Source organism: Solilutibacter pythonis (genome assembly GCF_003697345.1).
GTDB lineage: Bacteria > Pseudomonadota > Gammaproteobacteria > Xanthomonadales > Xanthomonadaceae > Solilutibacter > Solilutibacter pythonis.
The window spans coordinates 26078-39325 of sequence record NZ_RFLY01000019.1; the positions used below are offsets into that span (position 1 = coordinate 26078).

At 67.0% G+C, this 13248-nt stretch carries 15 protein-coding genes and 1 riboswitch; of the genes, 7 read left to right on the top strand and 8 right to left on the bottom strand.

Translation table 11 applies throughout. The annotated features are described in order from the left end of the window. Nucleotides 1–246: 246 nt before the first annotated feature. Together EBB59_RS11595 and hslO are read right to left on the bottom strand one after the other, a co-directional pair. Nucleotides 247–1047 (bottom strand): XOO1806 family protein, encoded by an 801-nt coding sequence (locus EBB59_RS11595; RefSeq protein WP_170156558.1) that lies wholly within the window; start codon nt 1045–1047, stop codon nt 247–249. A 160-nt stretch (nt 1048–1207) separates the two neighbouring features. Further along, nucleotides 1208–2143, bottom strand: coding sequence for an Hsp33 family molecular chaperone HslO (gene hslO, locus EBB59_RS11600; protein ID WP_122102312.1), 936 nt, complete (start codon nt 2141–2143; stop codon nt 1208–1210). 74 nt (nt 2144–2217) lie between these two features. Between hslO and mtgA the strand changes: the two genes are divergently transcribed. From mtgA to EBB59_RS11615, 3 genes are read left to right on the top strand one after another with little or no spacing between them, the layout of a single operon-like run. Beyond that, the gene (gene mtgA, locus EBB59_RS11605; RefSeq protein ID WP_122102313.1) at nt 2218–2955 is read left to right on the top strand and encodes a monofunctional biosynthetic peptidoglycan transglycosylase; all 738 of its coding nucleotides are present in this window, start codon (nt 2218–2220) and stop codon (nt 2953–2955) included. Beyond that, entirely contained in the window at nt 2952–3953 is a 1002-nt protein-coding gene (locus EBB59_RS11610; RefSeq protein WP_122102314.1) for a glycosyltransferase family 2 protein, read from the top strand. Before mtgA ends, EBB59_RS11610 begins: the two co-directional genes overlap by 4 nt. After that, a complete protein-coding gene (locus EBB59_RS11615; protein WP_122102315.1) occupies nt 3928–4359 on the top strand; it encodes a CBS domain-containing protein in 432 nt (143 codons plus the stop codon). Before EBB59_RS11610 ends, EBB59_RS11615 begins: the two co-directional genes overlap by 26 nt. Nucleotides 4360–4376: 17 nt before the next feature. Here EBB59_RS11615 and trhA read toward each other — a convergent pair whose 3' ends face one another. The 3 genes from trhA to EBB59_RS11630 all read right to left on the bottom strand — a co-directional run bounded on the left by trhA (nt 4377) and on the right by EBB59_RS11630 (nt 7366). Next, nucleotides 4377–5030: a PAQR family membrane homeostasis protein TrhA gene (trhA, locus tag EBB59_RS11620; RefSeq protein WP_122102316.1), complete on the bottom strand. Its 654-nt coding sequence runs from the start codon at nt 5028–5030 to the stop codon at nt 4377–4379. A 145-nt stretch (nt 5031–5175) separates the two neighbouring features. Next, the gene (locus EBB59_RS11625) at nt 5176–5688 is read right to left on the bottom strand and encodes a ClbS/DfsB family four-helix bundle protein (RefSeq protein ID WP_122102317.1); all 513 of its coding nucleotides are present in this window, start codon (nt 5686–5688) and stop codon (nt 5176–5178) included. A gap of 73 nt (nt 5689–5761) precedes the next feature. Continuing rightward, complete coding sequence (locus EBB59_RS11630; protein ID WP_122102318.1) at nt 5762–7366, bottom strand: peptide chain release factor 3; 1605 nt, start codon at nt 7364–7366, stop codon at nt 5762–5764. Nucleotides 7367–7445: 79 nt separating this feature from the next. Here EBB59_RS11630 and EBB59_RS11635 point away from each other — a divergent pair, with 79 nt between their 5' ends. Then, the gene (locus EBB59_RS11635; protein ID WP_122102319.1) at nt 7446–8000 is read left to right on the top strand and encodes a DNA-3-methyladenine glycosylase I; all 555 of its coding nucleotides are present in this window, start codon (nt 7446–7448) and stop codon (nt 7998–8000) included. On the opposite strand, the gene EBB59_RS11640 is transcribed toward EBB59_RS11635, so the two are convergent. Both EBB59_RS11640 and EBB59_RS11645 read right to left on the bottom strand, forming a co-directional pair. Beyond that, nucleotides 7991–8245: a DUF1272 domain-containing protein gene (locus EBB59_RS11640; protein ID WP_122102320.1), complete on the bottom strand. Its 255-nt coding sequence runs from the start codon at nt 8243–8245 to the stop codon at nt 7991–7993. The two genes, EBB59_RS11635 and EBB59_RS11640, sit on opposite strands and share 10 nt — an antisense overlap. A 1-nt stretch (nt 8246) precedes the next feature. Next, nucleotides 8247–9155 carry a M23 family metallopeptidase gene (locus EBB59_RS11645; RefSeq protein ID WP_122102321.1) on the bottom strand — a complete coding sequence of 303 codons (909 nt, stop codon included), beginning with the start codon at nt 9153–9155 and terminating at the stop codon, nt 8247–8249. 87 nt (nt 9156–9242) lie between these two features. Then, nucleotides 9243–9349, top strand: a riboswitch (SAM riboswitch). A gap of 62 nt (nt 9350–9411) precedes the next feature. Here EBB59_RS11645 and metX point away from each other — a divergent pair. From metX to EBB59_RS11660, 3 genes are read left to right on the top strand one after another with little or no spacing between them, the layout of a single operon-like run. After that, on the top strand, nt 9412–10404 hold the full coding sequence (gene metX / locus EBB59_RS11650; protein ID WP_122102339.1) for a homoserine O-succinyltransferase MetX: 993 nt from the start codon (nt 9412–9414) through the stop codon (nt 10402–10404). Nucleotides 10405–10407: 3 nt separating this feature from the next. Beyond that, nucleotides 10408–11586 carry a cystathionine gamma-synthase gene (gene metB, locus EBB59_RS11655; RefSeq protein ID WP_122102322.1) on the top strand — a complete coding sequence of 393 codons (1179 nt, stop codon included), beginning with the start codon at nt 10408–10410 and terminating at the stop codon, nt 11584–11586. After that, the gene (locus tag EBB59_RS11660) at nt 11583–12629 is read left to right on the top strand and encodes a homoserine dehydrogenase family protein (protein WP_122102323.1); all 1047 of its coding nucleotides are present in this window, start codon (nt 11583–11585) and stop codon (nt 12627–12629) included. Before metB ends, EBB59_RS11660 begins: the two co-directional genes overlap by 4 nt. On the opposite strand, the gene EBB59_RS11665 is transcribed toward EBB59_RS11660, so the two are convergent. Continuing rightward, on the bottom strand, nt 12619–13209 hold the full coding sequence (locus tag EBB59_RS11665) for an RICIN domain-containing protein (RefSeq protein WP_122102324.1): 591 nt from the start codon (nt 13207–13209) through the stop codon (nt 12619–12621). The two genes, EBB59_RS11660 and EBB59_RS11665, sit on opposite strands and share 11 nt — an antisense overlap. Between the last annotated feature and the right edge of the window lie 39 nt (nt 13210–13248).

A 13248-nucleotide genomic window follows, 5' to 3' on the forward strand; every position in this document is an offset into this window, starting at 1 on the left:
GCCGGATACTAGCCACTACCAAAGAGAAATTAAAGTGTCGTTAATTTGGACTGCTTGTGACTAAAATATGAATAGGCCGGAATTTTTTTTAACTTATTGATTTTAAAGAAAAAACCGTCTATATGAACGAATTATTAACGAGTTGCCTCAAGGGGAAGGCGAAGGTACTTTGGCGAGATTACGAGGGGAGGGGGAGCTGGACAGAGCCGTTGGGAGGTGCAGTGCGACAGAAATGGAAAGCAGGGTTCAAAGATCCTGCTGATACCGTACATACGGTACCGTGCCTTCGTCTTCGTTCTTGCTGTTTTGAGGCGCAAAGGGGTTGCGACCGCGGGTGACGACGTTCTCGGCGCCGACGCTGAGTTGCCCGCTCCAGGGGGTACGCCAGGTGAGGCCGACACCGAAGCCTGTCCACTTGCCGGGTTGGCCGGGCACTTCGATCACGCGCCCGAAGATGTTGGCGCGGAAGTTGCCAATGCCGCCGCCGACCGATAGGCCCAAGCTGTTCCACTGGGTGAGTGTGTGCGGCAGTTCGGCTGCCGACATCAAGCGGGCGCGGGCGGTGGTGCCGGCGATCGATACCATGCCACTGCGGCCGATGTTGTATTCGGCGAAGAGGGCGATGTCGCTTTGGTCGATCCGACCGCGCTGGCCGGCGGTCAGCCAGTTCAGAAGGTTGCCGCCGCCCTTGCCGAGGGCGATACCGATGCGGCTGCTGCGGTTGCCGTAGGTCGCGCTGGCGGTGGTCGGGCCGATGGTGCCGAGCGCGCAACTGGCGGATAGCCGGTCCATGCGGTTGGGGATGCCGCCGTTGCCATCGCAAAGCAGAGCCAGCGACTGGCCGGAGGACAGGCCGAAGGCGGATTCGAGGGTGTTGCTGCCGAAACGCCAGCGGGCGGCGTTGGTGGGCTGGCCGGTCGGTTCGAGGGCGATCGCGCCTTCCACCTTGCCGCTCTTGCTGTTGACGATGGGCAGTACGGTCACATCGTGACGTTTCACCTGCGCGGCCGCAGACCCGCCCGCGAGGGCAGCCGATATCGCCAGCATTAGGATGGGAAGGTGACGGTGTTTCATGCGTGATCGATTGACTTTGCCCCAACCGGAAAGTTCCCCATTCCGGTAACGGTTTCAACATACCTGATTTATGTTTATTTAACAATCATTCTGTCGGGTCGGATGTGAACGTGATGAGGCCGGAGTGTGGACTTCATTGCAGCCGCGCCGGTGGCTCGCTGTTGGCCGATGGGGCGGCGAACAGGGCCTCGATCTCGTCGGCATTGAAGAAGTGACGTTGGCCGCAGAATTCGCAGCGGACTTCGGCGCGGCCCGCGTGGCCGGCTTCAACCGCGCTGCGGGCTTCGTCGATGCCCAGGGTGCGCAGCACGTCCTCGACCCGCGCCCGCGAGCAGGAGCAGCCGAAGGCCAGAGACCGCTCGCTCAGCCATTGGCATACTTCCTGGTGGAACAGCCGGTGCAGCAGGGTATGGGCATCGAGGGTCTGCAACTCGTCGCCGCCCAGTGTGGCGAACAACTGTTCGATGCGGTTCCAGCCATCCGCGTCGGCTTCGTCGCCCGGCAGTTTTTGCAGTAGCAGGCCACTGGCGTGCCGGTCGTCGGCGGCGAGCAGGAGCCGGGTGGGCAGTTGTTCGGACTGGCGGAAGTAATGCTCCAATGCGCCGGCGAGGTCGGGGCTGTCGAGTGGTACCAGGCCTTGATAGCGCATCGGGTTGCCGTCGAGGGTCGGGTTCTCGATGGTGATGGCCATCAGGGCGCCATCGCCGCTGCGGCGCAGGTCGCGGGCCACCTCGGCGGTTTGTTCGGGCGTGGCGTCCTCGGCCGGCCGGGCCAGCCCGCGCACGGTGCCGGCGGCGGTGCATTCGGCGAACAGGCCGCGCAAAGCGCCAGGCGCGCGCAGTTGCAGGGAGAGCCGGCCATCGACCTTGGCGTGGGCGCTCAGCAGGGCGGTGGCGGCGATGGCGTGTCCGAGCAGGTCGCGCAGGGGGCCGGGATCGTCGCTGCGGGCGATGGCCTCGCGCCAGGCGGGGCCGAGGCGGATGTGGGCGCCACGCACGCCGGCCTCGGGCAGCAGGAAGCGGGTGAGGCGGTCGTCATGGCCGGCGGAAGTGTCGGGGGGCAGGGGCATCGGGTTCTCGCGGCGGCGGCGCGGGCGTTTCTTGCCGATAATGCGCCATCAATGCAGCGAAAAGTGGGGGCGAAGTGAGCCAAGCGCAAGATGCACGACCTGTCCGCCGTCGCCGCTGGTTGTGGTGGGCGACGTGGCTGGCGGCTTTCGCCCTGACGTTTCCGGTCTTGCAGGTGGCGACGCTTCGTGTCATCGATCCGCCTTTCTCCAGTTTCATGGCGATTCGGCTGGCGCAGGCCTGGGGCGGTGGCGATTTTGGCTTCCGCCTCGCTTACCAGTGGCGCGATCTTGGCCGGATGTCGCCTTCGGTGCCGGTGGCGCTGGTGGCGTCGGAGGACCAGACGTTCGCCGAACACAGTGGCTTCGATCTCAAGGCGATCGAACGGGCGCGCGCCGCCAACGAGCGCGGCAAGCGCATCCGCGGCGGCAGCACCATCAGCCAGCAGACCGCGAAGAACCTGTTCCTGTGGAGCGGTTCCGGCTGGAGCCGCTGGCTGCGCAAGGGGCTGGAGACGTATTACACCTTCTGGATGGAGCGCCTGTGGCCGAAGCGGCGCATCCTTGAGGTGTACGCCAATGTCGCCGAGTTCGGGGATGGCGTATATGGCGTGCAGGCCGCCGCGCGCACCTGGTTCGGCCGCGATGCCTCGCGCCTGAGGCCGGCAGAGGCCGCGCGTCTGGCGGCGGTGCTGCCCAACCCGAAGCGTTACAGCGTGGCGAAGCCCGGCCCTTACGTACAGCGGCGCGCGCGTGCGATCCAGCGGCAGATGGGCTACATCGGCGGCCCGTCCTATCTGGGGGAATTGGAATGAGCATGCGCCTGACCGTGGTGGTGGCCGCATTCAACGAGGCCGAGGCGTTGCCGTTGCTGCATGCGCGTCTGATGCCGGTGTTGGATGGGCTTGATGGCATCGAGGCGCGCGTGTTGTATGTCGACGACGGCAGCGGTGATGGCACCTGGGCGACGATGCGGCGGCTGGCCGCGGGAGACCGGCGGGTGGCGTTGCTGCGGCTGTCGCGCAACTTCGGCAAGGAGGCGGCGCTGACCGCTGGTCTCGACCAGGTGCGCGAGGGGGCGGCGATGATCCTCGACGCCGATGCCCAGGACCCGCCGGAATTGATCCCGCGTTTCGTCGAGAAATGGCGCGAAGGCTGCGACAACGTGTATGGTCGCCGCATCGAGCGCGCCGGCGAAAGTTTCGCCAAGCGCGCCACCGCTTCCATGTTCTACCGTGTCATCGGTCGTCTCTCGCGCACGCCGATTCCCGAGGACACCGGTGACTTCCGCCTGCTTTCGCCACGCGCGTTGGCCGCCCTGCGCGAGCTGCGCGAACGCCATCGTTTCATGAAGGGGCTGTTCGGCTGGGTGGGTTTCAATGGTGCCGAGATCGCCTACGAGCGCGAGGCTCGGGTGGCCGGGAAGAGCAAGTTCAATTTCTGGAAGCTGTGGAACTTCGCGCTGGAGGGCATCACCAGTTTTTCCACCGTGCCGCTGCGGGTGGCGACTTATCTCGGCATCGCCACGGCGTTCGTCGCGTTTGGCTATGGCGTGTTCGTGGTGGGCAAGGCATTGGCGTATGGCGATCGCGTGGCCGGCTGGCCGACGATGATGGCGGTGATTTTGTTCCTTGGCGGCGTGCAGCTGATCGCGTTGGGGATGATCGGCGAATATCTGGGCCGGCTCTACACCGAGGTCAAGCGGCGGCCGTTGTACTTGGTGGCCGATTGGCGGCCCGGGGCGGACGCGGGGTATGCTGGCGGCGGTTCCGAAGCGAGGAGCGGCCATGCGCCAGATGCGTCATCTGCTTGAAGCCAAGAACAAACCCGGGGTGGTCTGGATCGCGCCCGGGGCCCCGGTGATCGACGCGCTGCGGCTGATGGCCGAGGAGGGCATCGGCGCGGTGCTGGTGATGGACGAGGGCAGGCTGGTCGGCATCCTTTCCGAGCGCGATTACGCCCGCAAGGTGGTGTTGCTGGGGCGTACCTCGGCCACCACGCCGGTAAGCGAGATCATGAGCCATCAGGTAGTCTGCGGGCGGCTGGGCGACAGCATCGACCAGTCGATGCAGGTGATGACCGAGAAGCGCATCCGCCATCTCCCGATCGTGGAGCACAAGGAGGTCGTCGGTATCGTGTCGATCGGCGACCTGGTCAAGGCGGTGATCGCGGCGCAGCGCGCCGAGCTGCGCCATTTGCAGGACTACATCGCGGGTTGAGTTGCCGGGCGGTTGGTTCAGTCCGGCACTACCAGCGCCCACACCGCCACGAAGTGGCAGACCGTGCCAGCGATGCAGGCCAGGTGCCAGAGCGCGTGCGAATACTTCACGCGCTTGTTGAGATAAAACCCGGTACCCAGCGTGTAGCCGATGCCGCCGGCCAGCAGCCAGCCGAATTGCCAGCCGGTCAGCGCGTGGTAAACCGGTTTGGCGTAGAGCATGACCAGCCAGCCCATCGCGATATACACCAGCGTGGAAACGACGTTGAAGCGGCCGGTGAAGAACAGCTTGAACACGATGCCGACCGCCGCCAGCGACCAGATCGCGATGAACAATGTCCAGCCCGGGCCGCCGCGCAGCACGGTGAGGGTGAACGGCGTATAGGTGCCGGCGATTAGCAGGTAGATCGCGCAGTGATCGACGATCTTCAGCCGGGCGCGCTTGAGCGCTTCGACCGCGCTGTGGTAGGCGGTGCTGGCGAGGTAGAGCGCCAGCATCGAGGCGCTGAACACGATCGCCGAGGCCCATTGCCAGGCATTGCCGCCGCGTGCGACCGACGTTGTGACCATGGTCAGCCCGGCGCCGAGCGCCAGTAGCGCACCGAGGCCGTGGGTCAGCACGTTGGCGCGTTCCTCTTCGGGTGAGTACGCGGAGGTATGGGGTGGGGTCATGTGCCGAGCATACAGGGATGTTGCGTTGCGCAATCGGGCTTGGCATTCGTTGCTTCGCTACGTTCAGTCCTCGCGCATGTTCACGCCCCGGAGGAGCGGCGCGGCGCATCGATCGGGTCGTATGAATGCTGATGAGGCGGAAAAGTTAGACGATGCCGTTGGCCTTCTTCCACTTGCGCAGCCGCGCCCGCGCGTTGGCGTAGGGCGAGGACGTGTTGAGCTGGATCATCCGGCCCTGGGGATATTTTTCGTACCAGGGCGCGCCGTACAGCGATGCGTCGGTTTCGCTTTCCACCAGCGCCAGGATGCGGGCATGCACGTCCGCGAATTGCCGCAACAGCGCCGGGTAGTCCTGGCCGGCGTGGTCGGCATAGAACTTCCGCGCCAGACGTCCGAGCTCGTTCCACCGGTAGCCGGTTTCCGGGAAATCGACCGGCAGCCCGCGGGCCTTGGCGTCGCACCACTTCAGCACGAGCAGGTTCCAGCCGATCAGATAGGCCACCAGGTCGGCCACGCTCATCGATGTGCCCCGGGCATGGCCTTCCATCGTTGCCTGGCGGGCGTGTCCGGCCGGGATGCCGGCCAGTTCGCCGGCCAATTTCCGGTAGGTCGAGGTGATCGCGTCCAGCAATTCCCGTCGGTTTTGCGGCACTGCCATTTCGTGTCTCCGGTATGCGGGGGCATGGGCGCCCGCCTTCGGCGTGGCGCTTCGTCCGGTGGTCGGGCGGGCGTCAGTCGATGCGCTCGGCGTGCGCGTGTTCGCGGGTGGCGAGGAATTGCACGTCCGGCGCGCGCTCCTGGGCCAGTTGCAGGTTGACCCGGGTCGGGGCGAGATAGACCAGTTGGCCGGCGGCGTCGACGCCGAGATTCACCGCGTTCTTTTCGCGGAACTCTTCCAGTTTTCTGGCGTCGTCGCATTTGATCCAGCGCGCGGTGGCGACCGTCACCGGCTCGAAGCTGGCGTCGACGCCGTATTCGTCCTTCAGCCGGTAGGCGACCACGTCGAATTGCAGCACGCCGACCGCGCCCAGGATCAGGTCATTGCTCATCAGCGGCCGGAAGAACTGCGTGGCGCCTTCCTCGGAAAGTTGCGCAAGTCCCTTCTGCAACTGCTTAAGCTTCAGCGGATCGCGCAGACGGGCGCGGCGGAATAATTCGGGCGCGAAGTTGGGGATGCCGGTAAAGGCGATGTTCTCGCCCTCGGTGAAGGTGTCGCCGATCGAAATGGTGCCGTGGTTGTGGATGCCGATGACGTCGCCCGGCCAGGCGTCCTCGGCGATCTCGCGGTCGCTGGCCATGAAGGTGAGTGCGTTGGCGAGCTTGAGGTCCTTGCCGGTGCGTGGCTGGAACGCTTTCATGCCGGCGCTGAACTTGCCCGAGCAGATGCGCATGAAGGCCACGCGGTCGCGGTGCTGCGGGTCCATGTTGGCCTGGATCTTGAACACGAAGCCGGAGAGTTTGGCCTCGGCGGGCTGTACCTCGCGGCTGGTGGTGGCGCGTGGCTGCGGCATCGGCGCGTGCTGGACGAAGAAATCCAGGAGCGGTTGCACGCCGAAGTTGTTGACCGCCGAGCCGAAGAACACCGGGGCCTGTTCGCCGCGCAGGTAGGCATCGCGGTCGAAGGGGTGCGAGGCGCCTTCGACCAGTTCCAGTTCCTCGCGCAGTTCGGCCAGCATGTCGGCGCCGATGGCGGCCTCGACGCCCGGGGCGTCCAGCGAGGCGAAGATGGTGGAATCCTGCCGGGTGTGGTTCTTGCCGGCTTCGTACAGATGCACCTCGCCGGTGATGAGATGCACCACGCCCTTCAGGCGCTTGCCCATGCCGATCGGCCAAGTCACCGGGGCGCACTGGATCTTCAGTACGTGTTCGATTTCGTCCATCAGCTCGATCGGGTTCTTGCCCTCGCGGTCGAGCTTGTTGATGAAGCTCATGATCGGCGTGGTGCGCAGCCGGCAGACTTCCATCAGCTTGATCGTGCGCTCCTCCACGCCCTTGGCGACGTCGATCACCATCAACGCGGAATCCACCGCGGTCAGCACGCGGTAGGTGTCCTCGCCGAAGTCGGCGTGGCCGGGGGTGTCGAGCAGGTTGACGATGTTGCCGGCGTAGGGGAATTGCATCACCGAGCTGGTGACGGAGATGCCGCGCTCCTTTTCCAGCGCCATCCAGTCCGACGTCGCGTGACGCGCGGCCTTGCGGCCCTTGACCGAGCCGGCCATCTGGATCGCGCCGCCGAAGAGCAGCAATTTTTCGGTCAGCGTGGTCTTGCCGGCGTCGGGGTGGGAAATGATGGCGAAGGTGCGGCGGCGGGCCGCTTCCTGTTGGATTTCGGACATGCTGAACGCGGCGTGCGGGCGCCTGCGGATAAGTCGGTGAGGGCGGCGATTATACGGCCAATGGCCTTACCCTTCCGCCATGTCCAGTTATTGCGATATCGCCCCCGGCCACCCCTTGCACGGGCCGTACCACGATCAGGAGTACGGTGTGCCTGAACGCGGGGAGGCGGTGTTGTTCGAGCGGCTGTTGCTGGAAATCAACCAGGCCGGATTGAGTTGGGAAACCATGCTGAGGAAGCGTGAAGGCTTCCGCCGCGCCTACGATGGTTTCGATGTCGACAAGGTGGCCGCTTATGGCGAGGTTGAACGCGCGCGCCTGCTGGGCGACGTGGGGATCGTCCGCAACCGTTTGAAGGTGGGGGCGGCCATCCACAATGCGAAGGTGATTCAGCGTTTGCGCGACGCGCATGGTGGATTCGCCGAATGGCTGGATGCGCATGTCGAGTTGCAGGGCCGGGCGCGCAACAAGGCCGAATGGGTCGCGTTGTTCAAGCGTGATTTCCGTTTCGTCGGCGGCGAGATCGTCGGTGAGTTCCTGATGAGTCTGGGCTATCTTCCCGGGGCGCATCGCGCCGATTGCCCGGCGGCACGGCGGATTGCCCGGCTCGATCCGGTGTGGATGCGTTATCGCTGAAGCGGTGCGGGGCAATCCTCGTCACGCACGATGCGCTGGGTGGACGCCGGGTACTGGGCCAACCGGTGGTTTGGCCCGGCTGGGCGTGGCGAGAAACCACCCCCGCAGTTCGGGCGGACGCCTTGCAGCCGTTCGTGGACGCAGTCCGCGCGGAAGGTGCATTCCAACGAGCAGATGAGCGCCCGGGCCGAGTCGGGCGGAAGGTCGCGTTGGCGGCATTCGCAGTTTGGCCGCATGTCCAGCATGTCATTTTCCGGCGGTGGAATTGCCCGGCATATGCTGCGTGTCCATGTGGGGCAGGCGCAGTTCGCCCTCGTGGCCGAGGATGCGCACGGGCACCGACTCCAGCCGCAGCCCGGTGTTCACCTGCACCGCGAAATGCAGGTGCGGGCCGCTGGAATAGCCCGAATTGCCGCTGCGGGCGATGACTTGCCCGGTTTCCACCCATTGCCCTGGCGTCACTTGCAGGCTGCCGTGTTGCAAGTGGGCGTATACCGCCATGCTGCCGTCGCCGTGCAGGATGCGGAGAAAGTTGGCTTGATCGAACCGGCCGGGGGTGTCGCCGAAGCGGCCTTCGGCCCGCATCACCGTGCCGGCGCGGGCGGCGATCACCGGCGTGCCGACCGGCGCGACGAAATCGATCGCCTCGCGGTTTTCCGCATCGGCATGGCTGAAGGCGCCTTGTGGCGGCTGGCCGATGCGCGGCTGTGGCAGTCGCAGCGGAAAGCGATAGGCGATGTCGTGCGCGCGCGCGCCGGGTGCGCCGGGCACGGCCAGGAGTTCTAGGCGCAGCGCGCCGCCACCGGGCAGGCGGGCGATGCGATACGCGCCGCGCCGTGGCAGCAGCCGCTGGATGGGCAGGCCCGGCACCGGCTGTTTCGCGTTGACGTGTACCTCGACGGGGCCTGAGAGTGCATTGTCGACCCACACCTCGCGCGCGTCGGTCAGCGCCAGGATGCGCAGGCTTACCTCGGGGGCGGGCGGGGAATCCGCCGCCGGCGTGGCGGGCGGCGCTTCCGGCGGCCAGCCGATCCACTGTGCCGGCGCGGCCAACGGCAGCGTGACCAGCAGCCACGGCAGGCAGTTCAGCGCCAGACGGATGGGGCGGGCCAAGCGTGGGTGGCGGGCGGCGGCGGGGGCGTTGCATCGGTGCATGGCGATCAGTATCGCCCGGATGGGATATTGATCGTTTCATCCGAATAAAGCGATTGACTTTGCTGGATGGCGCGGGCAGACTGCGCCCATCCATCGAGATCGGCGGAGGGACAGGCCCTTTGATGCCGAGGCAACCCGGGGGTTTCCCGAAGGTGCCAATTCCTGCGGTGACGCCGTCGCCGCGCAGATGGTCGAGCCGCGCCCCATGCCGCCCGACATCCGCAACCGCAGGACTCGACTCACTTCGGAGTCCGTCATGAGCCTGGTTGCCGCTTCCTTTGATTCTTCCCACGACGAGGCCGCCTGCCGTTTCGTCGGCGCGGCCGCGGCCGAGCCTCTGGCCCTGCGCGGCGTGCATCGTTGCCGGCTGGCGCTGCGCCATGCCGGCGAGCGCGACGTGGCCATCCGTTGGGAATTGTCCGGCCCCGCCGATGCGCCGTTGCTGATCGTCGCCGGCGGCATCTCGGCGCATCGCCACGTCATCGCCAACGAACTGGATGCCGCCCCCGGCTGGTGGCAGGCGCAGGCCGGCCTGCTGGGCCGTCACCGTGTGCTGGCGATCGACTGGCTGGGCGATGGCGATGGGCTCGATGTCGCCATCGACAGCGCTGACCAGGCCGATGCGCTGGCGGCGGTGATCGCGGCGCTCGACCTGCCACGCGCGCACGCTTTCATCGGGGCTTCCTACGGCGCGATGGTCGGTCTGCATTTCGCCGCCTGTCATGCCGGCAAGCTGGGAGCGCTGGTCGCCATCAGCGGGGGGCATCGCCCGCATCCGTGGTCGAGTGCGTTGCGCTCGGTGCAGCGCAAGATCGTGACCCTGGGCGATGACGGCGCCGGTCTCGCCTTGGCGCGGCAGTTGGCGATGCTGTCCTATCGTACGCCGGCGGAGTTCGCCGAACGGTTCGCCGCGCCGGTGGAACTGCGCGAGGCGCGCGCGGTCTGCCCGGCCGAGGATTACCTGGAAAGCTGCGGCCAGCGCGTGCTGGCGCGTTTCGATGCCGCCTCCTACGTGCGCCTGTCGCAGTCGATCGACCTGCACCGGATCGAGCCGGAGCGCGTGCGCGTGCCGCTGTCGGTGATCGCCGTCGATAGCGACCTGCTGGTGCCACGCGAGGACCTGGCCGAACTCGCCGTGCGCGCGCCGGACGCCTGGTTGCAGGTGATCGCCTCACGCTACGGCCATGATGCTTTCCTGAAAGAAACCACGGCGATTTCCGCCGCCCTGACCGCCGCCCTGGATGCCTGAGCTGTGAGCCACGAGAAGAAAAACCACATCGCCACCCGCGCCGTGCGCGCCGGCATCGACAGCGATACCGCCTTCGGCGCGGTGACGCCGCCGATCGTGCTGTCTTCCAATTTCAGCTTTGCCGGTTTCGACGACAAACGTCGCTACGACTACACTCGCAGCGGCAACCCGACTCGCGACCTGCTGGCCGATGCGCTGGCCGGGCTGGAAGGCGGCGCCGGCGGTGTCGTCACCGCCACCGGCATGGGCGCGATCACCCTGGCGCTGAACGCGCTGCTGGCGCCTGGCGATACGTTGGTGGTGCCACACGATTGTTATGGTGGCAGTTGGCGGCTGTTCGATGCGCTGGCGAAGAAGGGCGCGTTCGAACTGATCACCGCCGATCTCACCGACGCCGCCGCGCGCGCCGCCGCGTTCGCCTGTGGGCCGAAACTGGTGTGGATCGAAACGCCTTCCAACCCGCTGTTGCGCATCACCGACCTGGCCCGGGTGGTGGGCGAGGCGAAAGCGGCGGGCGCTTCGAGCGTGGTGGACAACACCTTCCTCTCGCCGCTGTGGCAGCGCCCGCTGGACTTCGGCGCCGACGCGGTATTGCATTCCACCACCAAGTACGTCAACGGCCACAGTGACGTGGTGGGCGGCGCGTTGATCGCACGCGAACCCGCGCTTGCCGAACAGTTCGCCTGGTGGGGCAATGCGCTCGGCCTGACCGGCTCGCCGTTCGACAGCTTTCTCACCCTGCGCGGCGTGCGCACGCTCCCCGCGCGCCTGGCCGTGCACGAGGCCAATACCCGCGCCATCGTCGAGCTGCTCGATGGCCATCCGGCGGTACGCGCGCTGCACTGGCCGGGGTTGGCCACCCATCCGGGGCACGAAATCGCCGCGGCTCAGCAGTCCGGTTTCGGCGCGATGCTGTCTTTCGAACTGGCCGGCGAAGCCGCGGTGCGCGCCTTCGTGGCGGGGCTGGAATACTTCACCCTGGCCGAATCGCTGGGCGGCGTGGAAAGCTTGATCGCCCATCCCGCCACCATGACCCATGCGGCGATGAGCCCGGAAGCGCGCCACGCCGCCGGGATTTCCGATGGGCTGCTGCGGCTGTCGGTGGGTATCGAGCACGCCGGCGATCTGTTGGCCGATCTCGCCGCCGCCCTGGCGCGGGCCGAAGCGGCGCGTGACGCATGAGTCTGCCGAAGCGGCTGGTGCTGCTGGGTACCGGCACCGTCGGCGGCGCCTTCACCGAGCGGCATGCGCGGCTGCGCGCGGCGGGCGTCGCGGTACCGGCGATTCGCGCCATCGCCAATGCGCGCGGCTGGCGCGAGGTCGATGCCGATGGCGATGCGGCGCCGTGCCTGCGCGATCTGCGCGCCGCCGCCGCGCCGCGCGACGGCCAGTGGCTGGCCACCGCGCGCTTCGGCCGTGGCGACGTGGTGGTGGACGCCAGCGCCAGCGATGTCCTGGCTTCCCGCCACGCCGACTGGCTGGCGGCCGGCGCGGATGTCGTCACCGCCTGCAAGCTGGGGCAGGGCACGGCGCTTTCGCGTTGGCGCGCGATTCGTCAGGCCGCCGCCGACGGCGGTGGCGGCTATGGCGATAGCGCCACGGTCGGCGCGGGGCTGCCGCTGATCCGTTCGATCCGCGAATTGCGGGCCGGTGGCGACCGCATCCATGCCATCGCTGGCGTGCTGTCGGGATCGCTGGCGTGGCTGTTCAATCATTACGACGGGATGCGCCCGTTCTCCGGTTTCGTGCGGGAAGCGCGCGATGCCGGTTATACCGAGCCGGATCCGCGAGACGACCTGTCCGGTGAGGACGTGCGCCGCAAGATCGTCATCCTCGCCCGTGCGGCTGGGGTTGAACTGGAGGCGGATGCGGTGCGGGTGGCGTCGCTGGTGCCCGAAGCGTTGGCATCGTTGCCGCTGGCGCGGCTCGACGCCGCGCTGCCGGTGTTGGACGAGCCGCTGCGCCAGCGTTACGCCAAGGCGTATCGCAATGACGAGGTACTGAAATTCATCGCCCGCTACGCGCATGGTGAGGCCAGCGTTGGCCTGGAGGCGTTGCCGCGCGCGCACCCGCTGGCGGCCGGCGGTGGTACCGACAACCGGGTGGCGATCTGGTCGGATCGCTACCGCGCGCAGCCGCTGGTGATCCAGGGGCCGGGCGCGGGGGCGGAAGTCACCGCCGCCGCGCTGCTCGACGACGTATTGCGGCTGACCCTCAGCGGCTGAAGCGCCATTTCTGGTTGCGCCCGCCGTTGCAGCGCCAGGCCACCACGTTGCGGCCCGGGCCGTTCAACGTGGTCGGTGCGCCCAGGGCCACGTCCAGGCACCACTTGTCGCCGCGTGTATGGTTGATGAGTTGCCCGCCGAAGAGTTCCCAGCGTTGGTTTTCGTCGCCGTGGCAGGGCCAGGCGATGACGTTGCGGCCGGCGCCGTTGGTGCCGATGCGGCTGTTGAAATCGACATCCAGGCACCAGTTGCCGCGGCCGGCACGGCTGCGCAACAGCCCGTGATCGAAAGACCATTGTTGGTTGTCGCGGCCATGGCAGGGCCAGGCGATGACGTTGCGGCCGCGCCGGGTTTCGCCGACGCGGCTGTCCATGCCGATGTCGAGACAGCCATAGGCCGAGGTCAGCCGACCGGCGAGCGTGCGGTAAGGCGGGTCGGCGGGCCAATCCGGCCAATCCATCCGTGGCGGGGAGATGATGGGCGGCGGAGGCATGGCCGGGGGCTGCGGCATGGCCGGCGGCGGCGGAAAGAGGGGGCTGGGGGCGAAGAAGGCGGAGAGCAGTAGAAGCGAGGCGTTCATTGGCTGGAAAAGGATGGATGATTGCGCAAGGCGGGTGGA

Excerpts from the sequence above, each read along its gene's own strand:
- EBB59_RS11595 (WP_170156558.1), bottom strand. The coding sequence starts at position 1,047 with ATGCTGGCGATATCGGCTGCCCTCGCGGGCGGGTCTGCGGCCGCGCAG.
- EBB59_RS11640 (WP_122102320.1), bottom strand. The coding sequence starts at position 8,245 with ATGCTGGACATGCGGCCAAACTGCGAATGCCGCCAACGCGACCTTCCG.
- trhA (WP_122102316.1), bottom strand. The coding sequence starts at position 5,030 with ATGACCCCACCCCATACCTCCGCGTACTCACCCGAAGAGGAACGCGCC.
- EBB59_RS11635 (WP_122102319.1), top strand. The coding sequence starts at position 7,446 with ATGTCCAGTTATTGCGATATCGCCCCCGGCCACCCCTTGCACGGGCCG.
- EBB59_RS11665 (WP_122102324.1), bottom strand. The coding sequence starts at position 13,209 with ATGAACGCCTCGCTTCTACTGCTCTCCGCCTTCTTCGCCCCCAGCCCC.
- EBB59_RS11625 (WP_122102317.1), bottom strand. The coding sequence starts at position 5,688 with ATGGCAGTGCCGCAAAACCGACGGGAATTGCTGGACGCGATCACCTCG.
- EBB59_RS11645 (WP_122102321.1), bottom strand. The coding sequence starts at position 9,155 with ATGCACCGATGCAACGCCCCCGCCGCCGCCCGCCACCCACGCTTGGCC.
- hslO (WP_122102312.1), bottom strand. The coding sequence starts at position 2,143 with ATGCCCCTGCCCCCCGACACTTCCGCCGGCCATGACGACCGCCTCACC.
- EBB59_RS11630 (WP_122102318.1), bottom strand. The coding sequence starts at position 7,366 with ATGTCCGAAATCCAACAGGAAGCGGCCCGCCGCCGCACCTTCGCCATC.
- EBB59_RS11615 (WP_122102315.1), top strand. The coding sequence starts at position 3,928 with ATGCGCCAGATGCGTCATCTGCTTGAAGCCAAGAACAAACCCGGGGTG.
- metX (WP_122102339.1), top strand. The coding sequence starts at position 9,412 with ATGAGCCTGGTTGCCGCTTCCTTTGATTCTTCCCACGACGAGGCCGCC.
- EBB59_RS11660 (WP_122102323.1), top strand. The coding sequence starts at position 11,583 with ATGAGTCTGCCGAAGCGGCTGGTGCTGCTGGGTACCGGCACCGTCGGC.
- EBB59_RS11610 (WP_122102314.1), top strand. The coding sequence starts at position 2,952 with ATGAGCATGCGCCTGACCGTGGTGGTGGCCGCATTCAACGAGGCCGAG.